Annotated in this window: 12 protein-coding genes; 6 read left to right on the forward strand and 6 right to left on the reverse strand. The window is 65.9% G+C overall.

Going from position 1 to position 12910, the window contains the following annotated elements:
- Positions 1-31 precede the first annotated feature (31 nt).
- Positions 32-1180 (reverse strand): acyl-CoA dehydrogenase family protein, encoded by a 1149-nt coding sequence (locus AC3DEZ_RS12085; RefSeq protein ID WP_488388423.1) that lies wholly within the window; start codon positions 1178-1180, stop codon positions 32-34.
- A 139-nt stretch (positions 1181-1319) separates the two neighbouring features.
- On the opposite strand from AC3DEZ_RS12085, the gene AC3DEZ_RS12090 reads away from it, so the two are divergent.
- The 6 genes from AC3DEZ_RS12090 to AC3DEZ_RS12115 all read left to right on the forward strand — a co-directional run bounded on the left by AC3DEZ_RS12090 (position 1320) and on the right by AC3DEZ_RS12115 (position 8899).
- Positions 1320-2249 carry an ArsR/SmtB family transcription factor gene (locus AC3DEZ_RS12090; RefSeq protein ID WP_488388424.1) on the forward strand — a complete coding sequence of 310 codons (930 nt, stop codon included), beginning with the start codon at positions 1320-1322 and terminating at the stop codon, positions 2247-2249.
- Positions 2246-3334, forward strand: a complete 1089-nt coding sequence (locus tag AC3DEZ_RS12095) for a homocysteine S-methyltransferase family protein (RefSeq protein ID WP_447101974.1) — start codon at positions 2246-2248, stop codon at positions 3332-3334. Before AC3DEZ_RS12090 ends, AC3DEZ_RS12095 begins: the two co-directional genes overlap by 4 nt.
- Positions 3335-3344: 10 nt before the next feature.
- The gene (locus tag AC3DEZ_RS12100) at positions 3345-3944 is read left to right on the forward strand and encodes a short chain dehydrogenase (RefSeq protein WP_488388425.1); all 600 of its coding nucleotides are present in this window, start codon (positions 3345-3347) and stop codon (positions 3942-3944) included.
- Positions 3945-6641 carry a methionine synthase gene (metH, locus tag AC3DEZ_RS12105; protein WP_488388426.1) on the forward strand — a complete coding sequence of 899 codons (2697 nt, stop codon included), beginning with the start codon at positions 3945-3947 and terminating at the stop codon, positions 6639-6641.
- 375 nt (positions 6642-7016) lie between these two features.
- The gene (locus AC3DEZ_RS12110) at positions 7017-7709 is read left to right on the forward strand and encodes a hypothetical protein (protein ID WP_488388427.1); all 693 of its coding nucleotides are present in this window, start codon (positions 7017-7019) and stop codon (positions 7707-7709) included.
- 35 nt (positions 7710-7744) lie between these two features.
- Positions 7745-8899 (forward strand): MFS transporter, encoded by a 1155-nt coding sequence (locus tag AC3DEZ_RS12115; RefSeq protein ID WP_488388505.1) that lies wholly within the window; start codon positions 7745-7747, stop codon positions 8897-8899.
- On the opposite strand, the gene AC3DEZ_RS12120 is transcribed toward AC3DEZ_RS12115, so the two are convergent.
- From AC3DEZ_RS12120 to AC3DEZ_RS12140, 5 genes are read right to left on the reverse strand one after another with little or no spacing between them, the layout of a single operon-like run.
- Positions 8896-9600, reverse strand: a complete 705-nt coding sequence (locus AC3DEZ_RS12120; protein WP_488388428.1) for an alpha/beta fold hydrolase — start codon at positions 9598-9600, stop codon at positions 8896-8898. The genes AC3DEZ_RS12115 and AC3DEZ_RS12120 overlap by 4 nt on opposite strands.
- A 12-nt stretch (positions 9601-9612) precedes the next feature.
- Positions 9613-10260, reverse strand: a complete 648-nt coding sequence (locus AC3DEZ_RS12125) for a DUF2058 domain-containing protein (RefSeq protein WP_488388429.1) — start codon at positions 10258-10260, stop codon at positions 9613-9615.
- A 56-nt stretch (positions 10261-10316) separates the two neighbouring features.
- Positions 10317-10550 (reverse strand): SlyX family protein, encoded by a 234-nt coding sequence (locus AC3DEZ_RS12130; RefSeq protein ID WP_447101968.1) that lies wholly within the window; start codon positions 10548-10550, stop codon positions 10317-10319.
- A complete protein-coding gene (locus tag AC3DEZ_RS12135; protein ID WP_488388430.1) occupies positions 10540-11892 on the reverse strand; it encodes a UDP-glucose dehydrogenase family protein in 1353 nt (450 codons plus the stop codon). The genes AC3DEZ_RS12130 and AC3DEZ_RS12135 overlap by 11 nt, the downstream gene beginning before the upstream one ends.
- 31 nt (positions 11893-11923) lie before the next feature.
- Positions 11924-12859 (reverse strand): FKBP-type peptidyl-prolyl cis-trans isomerase, encoded by a 936-nt coding sequence (locus AC3DEZ_RS12140; RefSeq protein WP_488388431.1) that lies wholly within the window; start codon positions 12857-12859, stop codon positions 11924-11926.
- Between the last annotated feature and the right edge of the window lie 51 nt (positions 12860-12910).

Genomic DNA, 12910 nt, shown 5'->3' on the forward strand with positions numbered 1-12910 from the left:
TTCGGCGTTCACGCCATTTTCCAACCGGTGATCAGCGCAGGCCAGTCTCGTTGCGGGCGATGACCAGGCGCTGGATTTCGCTGGTGCCTTCGTAGATCTCGGTGATCTTGGCATCGCGGAAGTAGCGTTCCAGTGGCATTTCCTTGGAGTAACCCATGCCGCCATGGATCTGCACGGCCTGGTGGGTGATCCACATCGCCGCCTCGGACGCGGTCAGCTTGGCGATCGCGGCTTCGTTGCTGAAACGCTGGTCCTGGCCCTTCACCCATGCGGCGCGCAGGGTCAGCAACAACGAGGCATCCAGCTTGCACTTCATGTCCGCGATCTTCGCCTGGGTCATCTGGAAGGTACCGATCGGCGCACCGAAGGCCTTGCGTTCCTTGACGTAGGCAAGCGTCGCTTCATAGGCCGCGCGGGCCACGCCAATGGCCTGCGAGGCGATGCCGATGCGGCCGGCGTCCAGCACGCCCATCGCGATCTTGAAGCCCTCGCCTTCGGCACCCAGCACCTCTTCGGCAGCCGCCACATAGTCGGTGAATTCGATTTCACAGGTCGCCGAGGCGCGGATGCCCAGCTTGGGCTCGGTCTTGCCGCGATGGAAGCCCGCCTTGTCGGTATCGATCAGGAAGGCGGTGATGCCGCGCGCGCCCTTGTCCGGCTCGCTCATCGCGAACAGCACGACGTACTTGGCGACCGGTCCGGAGGTAATCCAGCTCTTCTTGCCATTGATCACGAAGGATCCGTCGGCCTGCCTGACCGCGCGGCAGCGCATGGCGGTGGCGTCGGAACCGGATTGCGGTTCGGTCAGCGCGAAGGCGCCGATTGCCTCGCCTTCGGCGATCGCGCGCACGTACTTCTGCTTCTGCGCTTCGGTGCCGAACTTGAGGATGCCGTTGCAGAACAGCGAATTGTTCACCGACATGATGGTCGAGTGCGCGGCGTCGCCCGCGGCGATTTCGACCATCGCCAGCACATAGGCAATCGGATCCATGCCGGCACCGCCGTATTCGGTCGGCACCTCGATGCCCATCAGGCCGTTTTCACCGAGCAGGCGGATGTTCTCCAGCGGGAACTCGCCGGTCTTGTCGTGGTGTTCCGCACTGGGTGCGATCTTTTCCTGGGCGATCCGGCGGGCCACGTCCTGGATCATCAACTGCTCTTCGGTGAATGCGAAATCCACGGCTAAAACCCCTCACTCCAAAATATTTTGAATACCAATTGTAACCCGGCGCCCCCTGACCATGCGCAGGCGTATGTCGCGCTTGACCGGACGCCCTTCCGGGCGGAAAATATCTCTATATCGCGATAGGAAGATATTTATGGATCTGGAAGCCTGGTCCACCCGACTCAAGGTCTTCGCCGATGCCACCCGCGTGCGGCTGCTCGCGCTGCTGTCCGGCGAGGAGCTGACCGTGGCCGAACTCTCCGCCATCACCCAGCTCGCCCAGCCCCGTGTGTCCACCCACCTGGCCAAGCTCAAGGAAGCCGGCCTGGTACGCGACCGGCGCGCCGGCGTGTCCGCCTATTATCGCTTCGACGAGGACAAACTGGATCCAGCCCAGCGGGACTTGTGGCGGGCGCTGAAAGAAGGCAGCGACGATCCCCTGCTGCGCCAGGACGCCGAGCGTCTGCCGGCGGTGCTGGCCAGCCGCGCGGCCGATCAGAACTGGGCCGACTCGGTGGCCGGCGACATGGAACGCCACTATTCCCCCGGTCGCACCTGGGAAGCACTGGCCCGCACCGCCCTGCCCCTGCTGGAAACCGGCGACGTGCTCGACATCGCCTCCGGCGACGGCGTGCTGGCGGAACTGCTGTCGCCGCATTCGCACCGCTACATCTGCATCGACACCAGCGCGCGCGTGGTCGCCGCCGCCGGCGAGCGCCTGCGCCGCTTTCCGAACGTGGAGGTGCGCGAGGGCGACATGCACGCGCTGCCGTTCAAGGACGGGAGTTTCGATCTGGTCGTGCTGATGCACGCACTGACCTACGCCAGCAAGCCGGCCCAGGCGGTCGCCGAGGCCGCGCGCGTGCTGCGCAAGGGCGGGCGCCTGCTGCTGAGCAGCCTGGGCAAGCACGAGCATCGCGCCGTGGTCGAGTCCTACGGCCACGTCAATCTCGGTTTCACCGAGAAGGAACTGCGCAAGTTCGCCGAAAAGGCCGGGCTCGAAATCGCGAACGCCGAAACCGTTACCCGCGAACGCCGCCCGCCACACTTCGAAGTCATTTCCCTGCTGGGAGTCAAACCATGAATACCCTGCCCTGGCTGCATCCGCATCGCGTCCAGTTGCTGCTCGACGCCCTCGAGCAGCGCATCCTGATCATCGACGGCGCGATGGGCACGATGATCCAGCGCCATGGGCTGCAGGAAGCCGACTACCGCGGCGAGCGCTTCGTCGATGGCTTCGACCGCCAGCAGCCGGAGCATGGACACGGTCCGGGTTGCGGTCATGATCTGAAGGGCAACAACGATCTGCTGCTGCTGAGCAAGCCCGAAGTCATCGCCGGCGTGCATACCGCCTACCTGGAAGCCGGCGCGGATCTGGTCGAAACCAATACCTTCAACGCGACCGCGGTCAGCCAGGCCGACTATCACCTGGAACACCTGGTCTACGAATTGAACAAGGCCGGCGCCCAGGTGGCGCGCGCCTGTTGCGATGCCATCGAAGCGAAGACACCCGGCAAGCCGCGTTTCGTCATCGGCGTGCTGGGCCCGACCAGCCGCACCGCCTCGATCAGCCCGGACGTCAACGACCCGGGATTCCGCAACACCAGCTTCGACGAACTGCGTGCCACCTACCGCGAGGCCATCGACGGCCTGATCGACGGCGGCGCCGATTGCCTGATGGTGGAAACCATCTTCGACACCCTCAACGCCAAGGCCGCGCTGTTCGCCATCGAGGAAGCCTTCGATGCCCGCGGCGCACGCCTGCCGATCATGATCTCCGGCACCATCACCGATGCTTCCGGCCGCACCCTGTCCGGGCAGACCGCGGAAGCGTTCTATACGTCGATGTCGCACAGCCGGCCGCTGTCCATCGGGTTGAACTGCGCGCTGGGCGCCCGCGATCTGCGCGAGCACGTGGAGACCCTGTCCAACGTGGCCGACGGTTATGTCAGTGCACATCCGAACGCCGGCCTGCCCAACGCCTTCGGCGAGTACGACGAGACGCCCGAAGAGATGGCAGCGACGCTGAAGGAGTTCGCCCAATCCGGTCTGCTGAACCTGGTCGGCGGGTGCTGCGGCACCACACCCGCGCACATCCAGGCGATCGCCGAAGCGGTTGCCGGCATCGCACCGCGCCGGCTGAAGCAGTCGCTGGCCAGGGCGGCCTGAGGAGCGCGCGGTGAAGATTCTCATCGTCGGTGCCAGCGGCACGCTGGGACAGGCCGTCGCGGAACATCTGGGCCGGCACCACCAGATCATCACGGCCGGCCGCAACAGCGGCCAACACCGTGTCGACCTGCGTGAAGACGCCAGCGTGGCCGAATTGTTCTCCGTGGTCGGGCGCGTCGATGCCCTCGTCAGTGCTGCCGGAAACGTGCATTTCGGGCCGTTGGCCGACATGACCGCCGCACAGTTCGACATCGGCCTGCAGGACAAGCTGCTGGGCCAGGTCCGGCTGGCGCTGATCGGCCAGCACCATCTCCAGGATGGCGGTTCGATCACGCTGACCACCGGCATCCTGGCCGAACAGCCCATCCGCCTGGGCGCCAACGCCACCGCCGTCAATGCCGCGGTCGAAGGCTTCGTCCGCGCCGCCGCCTGCGAGCTGCCGCGCGGGCTGCGCATCAATGCCGTCAGCCCCACCGTGCTCAGGGAAGCCTGGGACGCCTACGCCGATTTCTTCCCCGGTTTCGAACCGGTTTCCGCCGCCCGCGCCGCACTGGCCTTCCAGCGCAGCGTCGAAGGCGTGCAGACAGGACAGGTCTACAAGGTCTGGTAAATGGACAACGCCACTTCACTTCCCCGTCATACCCGTCTCTCCGGCCTCGAGCCGCTGGTCATCACCCCCGACCTGCTGTTCGTCAATGTCGGCGAGCGCACCAACGTCACCGGCAGCGCGCAGTTCCGCAAGCTGGTCAAGGAAGAGCGCTACGAGGAGGCGGTCGAGGTCGCCCGCCAGCAGGTCGCCAGCGGCGCGCAGATCCTCGACGTCAACATGGACGAGGGCCTGATCGATTCCGAGAAGGCGATGACCCGCTTCCTCAACCTGATTGCCTCCGAACCGGATATCGCCCGCATTCCGGTGATGGTCGATTCCTCCAAATGGACCGTCATCGAGGCCGGCCTGAAATGCCTTCAAGGCAAGGGCGTGGTCAATTCCATTTCGCTGAAGGAAGGCGAAGCCGCTTTCATCGAGCATGCCCGCAAGGTGCTGCGCTACGGCGCGGCCGCGGTGGTCATGGCGTTCGACGAAACCGGCCAGGCCGATACCAGCGAGCGCAAGGTGGAGATCTGCACGCGCGCCTACCGGATCCTGACCGAGCAGGTCGGCTTCCCGCCGGAAGACATCATCTTCGATCCCAACATCTTCGCGGTCGCGACCGGCATCGAGGAACATGACAACTACGCGGTGGACTTCATCGAAGCCACCCGCATCATCAAGCGCACCCTGCCGCACTGTCATGTTTCCGGCGGCGTCTCCAACGTGTCCTTCTCGTTCCGTGGCAACGAAACGGTGCGCCAGGCCATCCATTCGGTGTTCCTGTACCACGCCATCCAGGCCGGCATGGACATGGGCATCGTCAACGCCGGCGCGATGCCGATCTACGACGACCTGGAACCGGAACTGCGCGAGCGCGTGGAGGACGTCATCCTCAACCGCCGCCGCGACGCGACCGAGCGGTTGCTGGAAATCGCCGACCGCTACAAGGGCAAGAAGGGCGAAAGCAAAGCCGAGGATCTGGCCTGGCGCGGCAAGCCGGTGCGCGAGCGCCTGGCGCACGCGCTGGTGCACGGCATCGATGCGTTCGTCGAGGAAGATACCGAGGAAGCGCGCCTCCAGGCCTCGCGGCCACTGGACGTGATCGAGGGACCGCTGATGGACGGCATGAACGTGGTCGGCGACCTGTTCGGCGCCGGCAAGATGTTCCTGCCGCAGGTGGTGAAGTCGGCGCGGGTGATGAAGAAGGCCGTGGCCTACCTGTTGCCCTTCATCGAGGCGGAGAAGCTGAGGACCGGCGACGCTGGCAGATCCAACGGCAAGATCGTGATGGCCACGGTCAAGGGCGACGTCCACGACATCGGCAAGAACATCGTCGGCGTGGTCCTGGCCTGCAATAATTTCGACGTGGTCGACCTGGGCGTGATGGTGCCGGCGCAGAAGATCCTCGACACCGCGCGCGCCGAGAACGCCGACATCATCGGCCTGTCCGGCCTGATCACGCCTTCGCTGGAGGAAATGACCCACGTCGCGCGGGAAATGCAGCGACAGGGTTTCTCCCTGCCCCTGCTGATCGGCGGCGCGACGACTTCGCGCGCGCATACCGCGCTGAAAATCGATCCGCACTACGACGCGCCGACCGTGTGGGTGAAAGATGCCTCGCGCGCGGTCGGCGTGGCGCAATCGCTGATTTCGCGCGACATGCGCGCCGCGTTCGTCGCCGCCAACGACGCCGACTATGCCGAAATCCGCCAGCGCCATCGCAACCGCGGCGATGCCAAGCGGCTGGTTTCACTGGAGAAGGCGCGCGGGCAGAAGTTCGCCGGCGACTGGGACGCATACGACCCGCCCGCGCCGCGCCAGCCCGGCATCACCGCGCTGGACGACTATCCGCTGGCCGAACTGGTCGAATACATCGACTGGACGCCGTTCTTCCAGGCCTGGGAACTGGCCGGCAAGTTCCCGGCGATCCTGACCGACGACGTCGTCGGCGCCCAGGCCAGCGAGTTGTACCGCGATGCGCGCGCGATGCTGGACCGGATCATCCAGGAACGTTGGCTGACCGCGCGCGGCGTGTTCGGCCTGTGGCCCGCGCAATCGAATGGCGACGATGTCGTCATCCAGACCGAGGGCGGCGCGCAGACCCTGCATTTCCTGCGCCAGCAGGTCGACAAGCCGGTCGAGCGCCCGGACTTCTGCCTGGCCGATTTCATCGCCCCCCAGGCATCGGGCAAGGCCGACTGGATCGGCGCGTTCGCGGTGACGGCCGGTATCGGCATCGACGAGCATGTCGCGCGTTTCGAGGCCGACCACGACGACTACAACGCGATCCTGCTCAAGGCGCTGGCCGACCGTCTCGCCGAAGCCTTCGCCGAGCGCCTGCATCAGCGTGTGCGCACCGAGTTCTGGGGCTACGCCGCCGACGAGACGCTGGACAACGACGCGCTGATCGCCGAAGGCTACCGCGGCATCCGCCCCGCGCCGGGTTACCCCGCCTGTCCGGAGCACAGCGAGAAGGCCAGCCTGTTCCGCCTGCTCGACGCGGATGCCAACGCGGGAATGATCCTGACCGAGAGCTTCGCGATGCTGCCCACCGCGGCGGTTTCGGGCTACTACTTCAGCCACCCGCAGAGCCAGTATTTCGTGGTCGGCCGCCTGTCCAAGGAACAGGTCGCCGACTACGCGCGGCGCAAGGGCGTGGACCTGGTGCAGGCCGAACGGTGGCTGGCTTCCAACCTGGACTACGACCCGGAATAAGGTCGGGAGTCGGGAGTCGGGAGTCGGGAGTCGGGAGTCGGGAGTCGGGAGTCGGGAGTCGGGAGTCGGGAGTCGGGAGTCGGGAGTCGGGAGTCGGGAGTCGGGAGTCGGGAAAGGCTCGGCTTTTACCTCCCCCTTGACCAGCCATTCGGCTGTTGAGGAGCGCTTGCAAAACGGGGATTGAAGGGGATTTGCTTTTGGCGCGAAGAGCCAATCCCGCGTCACCCGCTTCACAGGCACCCGCCCCTTTTTGAAAAGGGGCTATCCGAGCCTGTTTGAATGAAAGAGTCCGAAAAGACACGGCGTCACGCCGCCGCAGGCCTCGTCCCGTGCGGCATCGTTTAGGATCCGCGTTCCCCATCGCATCGCCTCCGCATGGACGCCGCCAGCAGCGCCAACACCGCCTTCCTGCTCAAGCACGCCGCACCGGGCCGGATCGGCCTCTCCGGTGGGCGCGACTGGATCAACAAGCTGATCCGCAAGGCCCAGGCGCCATTGACCGGCGACGGTCATCGCAGCCTGTGGTCGCATGCCTTCATCTTCATGGAACAGCACGTCGATGGGCACTGGTGGGTGCTGGAGTCGGATCTGGATCTGCGCTACCGCCAGATTCGCCTAGGCGTGCAGGAAAACCGGCTGGCCCGCTATTTCGATGAAGAGACATTCCCCAACCTCGCCGTGCTGGATTTCGGACTGGACGACACGCAGATCCGCCAAACGCAGGTCGCCGGGCTCGAACTGCTGGCCGGCCTGTCCAGCTATTCGCTGAGTGAGCTGGTCGGCACGCTGTTCGCCATGCACAGCACGAGGCTGCGCCAGCGCGACAACCTGCTGGCCAAGGAAGGCGCGCTGTACTGCTCGGCCCTGGTCCAGCACTGCTATGCCGCAGCCGGTGTGGAGTTCGTCCCCGGTGTGCCTGGCAAGAACGTGGCCCCGCACGATCTCTACGATTCGCCGCTGCCGCACCAGACCCATTCGCTGATTCGGGATCTGGGCATCTCGCATCTTCGGCGGCTGGCGCACGGGACACGTGAACGGCTGGACGATCCCGTGCGGGATATGCCGTGACATCGACCCGCGACTCCCTGCCCGTCGCCGTTCCAATGGCGCGCCTGTCGAGCTTCTATCTCGCCTACTACGCGGCACTGGGCGCATTCACGCCGTATTGGAGCCTGTTCCTGCAATCGCGCGGCATGCAGGTGGGCGCCATCAGCGTACTGATGAGTCTGTGGTACGCCACCCGCATCGTTGCTCCCAGCACCTGGACCACGATGGCGGCCCGATCGCCGCGCCCCATCCGCTGGCTGCACCTGGGCTGCTGGCTGACCCTGCTCGCCTTCGCCGCCTTCCTGCCGCCGCTCGGCTTCACCGGCCTGTTCGCGGTGATGTGCGCGTTCTGCTTCGCCTACAACGCGGTGATGCCGCAGTTCGAATCGATCACCCTGAGCCATCTGGCAACGCAACCGCACCGCTATGGCCAGGTCCGGGTCTGGGGCTCGATCGGCTTCATCGTGGTGGTCTCTTCGTACGGCCCGCTGCTCGACCATTTCGGCGCCGCCAGCCTGCCCTGGCTGATGCTGCCGCTGCTCGCGGGCCTGTTGGCTTCTGCCTACGCCAACCACTACGAGCATCCTCCGCGCGAAGCCGGTGCCGCGGACCAGGCGGGTTTCCGCACGCGCCTGCGCCAACCTGCGGTGCGCGCCTTTTTTGTCGCCGCCTTCCTCACCCAGATTTCATTCGGGCCCTACTACACGTTCTTCGCCATCTATCTGGGCGAGCACGGCTATTCGGCCTCCCGGCTCGGCCTGTTCTGGACGGTGGGCGTGCTGGCCGAAATCGGCGTGTTCTTCCTGTCGGCGCGGATCTTCCGCCGCTGGGACGCGGGCAAGGTGATGACCGTGGCCATGCTGAGCGCCGCGCTGCGCTGGTGGGCGAGCGCCCTGTGGCCGGAAAACGTCTGGCTGCTGGGGTTGGCGCAGGTCACCCATGCGCTGAACTTCGGCGCCTTCTTCGCCGCCGCGATGCAGCTGCTTGCACGCTTCTTCCCCGGCCGGCTCAATGGCCACGGCCAGGGCGTGTTCTACGGCCTTTCGTCCGGGATCGGCGGCGTCGCCGGTGCGCTGATCGCCGGCCAACTGTGGCGGTTCAGTGGCTCGACGGCGTTTGCGGCCGCCGGCGGTTTCGCCCTGCTTGCCGCAATCATCGCGTGGCGTTGGCTGATGCCCGCACAGGCCGGCGTCCATCGGTCGCCGGACTAGGTGATCCGTCGCCGCCTGAGGAAATCGACGATGGCGGCCGCCGCGGCCGCGGCCGAAACCTGGAACAGGAAATGCGGCGCATCGATCCGGCGCAGTTCCGCATCCCGCGCCCTGCGAAGCACCTCCCTTCCTGCATGACCGCCGATGAGCCGGTCATGCGCGCCGGCCAGATACAGTACGGGCAACTCCAGTTGTTCCAGCATCGAGCCGGCGTCACTGCGCAATGCGGCGAGTGCCCGCGCCCTCAGTATTTCCGTCGGGATGTCCCGGAGTATCGTCTTCAGTTCTTCGCGCAATTCCCCGCCGGCGCCGCGTCCGGCGAGCACGCGTTCCAGCAACAGGCCCGGTGGCAGCATCGCCGGCAGGCGCTCCAGCGCACGCGCCAGCGGGCGGCTGGCCGGCAACGGCGATGAGATGAAGCTCGCGGCCAGTATCAGCGCCCGCAATCCCGGCGGACGTCGCGCCGCCAGTTCGACCGCCAGGGGGCCTGCGAAGGATTCAGCGACCAGGACGAAGTCCCGGCCTTGCGGCAATTGCGGAGCGATGCGGTCGGCCAGCCCGACGTAACCGTCAAACCGGCGGCTGTCATAGGCCAGCGTGCGGACCTCGAAGTCCGCGTCCAATTGGCGTATCAGGTTGCGATACAGCCGCCCCGTCCCATCCAGTCCGGGCAACAGGCACAGCGTCGGTGCCCGTTCCATCACCGGGGCGGGTTACCAGACCAGATCGTCGGGCACCTGGAACTGGGGATCCGCGTAGGGATCCTCGGCCGCCGGCGCACCGGGATCGACCTTCAAGGCGACGGACGGCGCGAACGCGGCTTCCGCCTGCGCCAGCACCTCCGCGGTCACCAGCAGGTAGCGGCCGTTCAACTGCACCACGCCCAGTTCGCCGGCATTGAGCGCCTTGAGCTGGGTTTCGTTGACATAGATGCGCTTGATCTTGCCGCCGTACGGAAAATGCCGCGCGATCTCGGCGCCGGCATCGTTCAACGCCTTGTCCTTCAACAGGGTTTCCAACCGCAGCTTGGCCTCGCGGCGAAGACGGGCTTCTTCCTGCTTCAGGCGCTCGGCCTCGATGCGTTCGTCCTTTTCCTTCTGCGCGCGAATCGCGTACGCCTTTGCGAGATCGATATCCGCCTCGCGCTTGCCGCTCTTGCCCGCCCCTTGCCCGCCCGGCGGCCCATGCGGACGGCCGGAGCCCGGCTTGCCCTTGCCGCCGGCCGATCCCGGTTTGCCCGGATGCCGTGCCTGCGGTTTGTGTGACGACTGGCCCGGCTTGCCGGCCTGCGGCTTGCGTTCGGGCTTCGGCGCGGGCTTGAAGCCCAGGCCCAGGAGTTGATCGCGGAGGGAATCGCTCATTGCGGAAATTCGGCGGTGAACACAGCGCGCCCATGACGGGCGCGGTGCCAAGCGTATCAATAATGCGGCGGTGGTGGCTCGTCGGCGGGATCGGCGTACAACTCGCCCCGCAGCTTGCGCAGGTCCGACAGCAGGTTCATCAGCAGCGCGGTATTGCGCCCGCTCTCGGCGCGGGCGTCGGCCAGCGCTTCGCTGAGCTCGGCCATGGCCTGCTCCTGGAAGGTCAGACGCGTTTCCAGCTCGACGAGGCGCTGTTCCAGGCGATCCTGCGAAAACAGGTCATTCGGCATGGAGGGAACGTCCTCGTCCGATGCCGTAATAGGCGATGCCCGCCTGCTCGACCTCGGCCGGCTCGTACAGGTTGCGACCGTCGAAGATCACCGCGTCCTTGAGCACGCCCTTGAGGCGGGAGAAGTCCGGGCTGCGGAACTGCTTCCACTCGGTCACCACCACCAGCGCATCGGCGCCATCCAGCGCGGACGCCGCCGAATCGCACAGCACCAGATCATCGCGCTCGCCGAAGATGCGCTGCGCCTCGTGGCTGGCTTCCGGATCATAGGCCCGCACCCTGGCGCCGCCCTCCCACAACTGGGCCAGCAGGCGGCGGCTGGATGCCTCGCGCATGTCATCGGTGTTGGGCTTGAACGCCAACCCCCAGACCGCGAACGTGCGGCCACGCACGCCCTCGTCCTCGCCACGGTCGTAGTGGCGCTGGATCAGTTCGTACAGATGGCCCTTCTGGGCATCGTTGACCTCCTCCACCGCATCCAGCAGCCGTGGCGTATAGCCGTGCTGCTGGGCCGTGCGGGCCAGCGCCTGCACGTCCTTGGGGAAACAGGAACCGCCGTATCCGGCGCCCGGATAGATGAAGTACCAGCCGATGCGCGGATCCGAGCCGATGCCCTGGCGCACATGCTCGATGTCGGCCCCCACGCGCTCGGCAATGTTGGCAATCTCGTTCATGAAGCTGATCTTGGTCGCCAGCATCGCGTTGGCCGCGTACTTGGTCAGCTCCGCCGAGCGCACGTCCATCACCACGATGCGCTCGTGGTTGCGATTGAACGGAGCATACAGGCGCTTGAGCTTTTCGATCGCGGTCGGATTATTGGCACCAATCACGATGCGATCCGGGCGCATGCAATCCTTGACCGCGTCGCCTTCCTTCAGGAATTCGGGATTGGAGACCACGTCGAACGGAATCTCCACGCCACGCTTCTGCAGTTCCGCCTGGATCGCGTCACGCACGCGGTCCGCGGTGCCGACCGGCACCGTCGACTTGTCGACGACGACGGTGGGGCGCTGGATGTGCTGGCCGATGGTGCGGGCCACCGCCAGCACGTACTGCAGGTCGGCGCTGCCGTCCTCGTCGGGGGGCGTCCCCACCGCGATGAACACCACTTCGCCGTGCGCGATCGCTTCGGCCGCATCGGTGGTGAACCGCAGGCGGCCGGCGGCATGGTTGGCCTTCACCATCGGCTCCAGTCCCGGCTCGTAGATCGGGATGATGCCGTTGTTCAGCCCCTCGACCTTGGCCGCATCGATATCGACGCAGATGATGTCGTGGCCGACCTCGGCCAGACAGGTACCTGTCACCAGGCCGACATAACCGGTGCCGAAGATCGCTACTCGCATGCTGGAATTCCGTGAATGGGGGAATGCAGAGTTATTGCAGGATGCCCATCAACTCGACGTCAAAAGTAAGCGTCGCGTCCGGTCCAATCTTGCCGCCGGGCGCGCCATCCTTGCCGTAGGCCAGATCGCCCGGAATCCAGAAACGGTACTTGGCACCGACCGGCATCAGCGAAACGCCCTCGGTCCAGCCCGGGATCACCTGGTTCAGGCCGAACTCGGCCGGCTGGCCGCGATCGTAGGAACTGTCGAACACCGTGCCGTCCAGCAAAGCGCCGGCGTAGTTGACGCGCACGCGGCTGCTGGGGGTCGGACGCGCGCCATTGCCTTCGCGCAACACCATGTACTGCAGGCCCGACGGCGTGGTGATCACGCCTTTCTTGACCTTGTTCTCGGCCAGGAACTTGCTGCCCTCGGCGCGGTTGCGCTGCGCGCTCTCGCTCTGGCGACGGATCATGAACGCTTCCATCGTCGCCTTGGCCTCCTCGGCCGTCAGCAGCGGCTTGGCGCCCTTGTCCAACGCGGTGCGCATGGCCTGCATCACCACCGCCAGATCCAGATCCTGCTTCAACGGCGCCAGTGACGGACCGACCATGTAGCTGCCCAGCATCAGGCCGACCTTGTCCTTGGCCACGGCCGGCGGCTGGCTGCCCGGCGGCATGCCCGGAATCTGCTGGCCCTGGCTGGCCGCGAGATTGATGCGCAGCGCCTGATCGGTCGCCTGCGCCTCTTCCTGGCTGATCAGCGGCTTGCCACCATCCATCGCGTTCTTCATCGCGCGCTCGAACGAAGCCAGATCGATGAACTTGGCAATCGGCTCGAACGACTGGCCCAGATCCAGACCGACCGAATAGCTGACCTTCTCACGCTCATTCGCCAGCGCGGTTTTTTCCTGTGCAGACACGCTGCCTCCCAGCATCGAAAAAGTGATTGCCAAACACGCGGCGAAACCGCGAACCGACCGCTTCATCCCTAAACTCCTCGCAACTCGCCGCGATGGCGGCGCCAAACCCGCATTGTC

Source organism: Pseudoxanthomonas sp. 134C1 (genome assembly GCF_057773065.1).

Bases quoted from the DNA above. Each gene is read 5' to 3' on its own strand.
- AC3DEZ_RS12090 (WP_488388424.1), top strand. From the start codon at position 1,320: ATGGATCTGGAAGCCTGGTCCACCCGACTCAAGGTCTTCGCCGATGCC.
- AC3DEZ_RS12095 (WP_447101974.1), top strand. From the start codon at position 2,246: ATGAATACCCTGCCCTGGCTGCATCCGCATCGCGTCCAGTTGCTGCTC.
- metH (WP_488388426.1), top strand. From the start codon at position 3,945: ATGGACAACGCCACTTCACTTCCCCGTCATACCCGTCTCTCCGGCCTC.
- AC3DEZ_RS12110 (WP_488388427.1), top strand. From the start codon at position 7,017: ATGGACGCCGCCAGCAGCGCCAACACCGCCTTCCTGCTCAAGCACGCC.
- AC3DEZ_RS12115 (WP_488388505.1), top strand. From the start codon at position 7,745: ATGGCGCGCCTGTCGAGCTTCTATCTCGCCTACTACGCGGCACTGGGC.
- AC3DEZ_RS12120 (WP_488388428.1), bottom strand. From the start codon at position 9,600: ATGGAACGGGCACCGACGCTGTGCCTGTTGCCCGGACTGGATGGGACG.
- AC3DEZ_RS12125 (WP_488388429.1), bottom strand. From the start codon at position 10,260: ATGAGCGATTCCCTCCGCGATCAACTCCTGGGCCTGGGCTTCAAGCCC.
- AC3DEZ_RS12130 (WP_447101968.1), bottom strand. From the start codon at position 10,550: ATGCCGAATGACCTGTTTTCGCAGGATCGCCTGGAACAGCGCCTCGTC.
- AC3DEZ_RS12135 (WP_488388430.1), bottom strand. From the start codon at position 11,892: ATGCGAGTAGCGATCTTCGGCACCGGTTATGTCGGCCTGGTGACAGGT.
- AC3DEZ_RS12140 (WP_488388431.1), bottom strand. From the start codon at position 12,859: ATGAAGCGGTCGGTTCGCGGTTTCGCCGCGTGTTTGGCAATCACTTTT.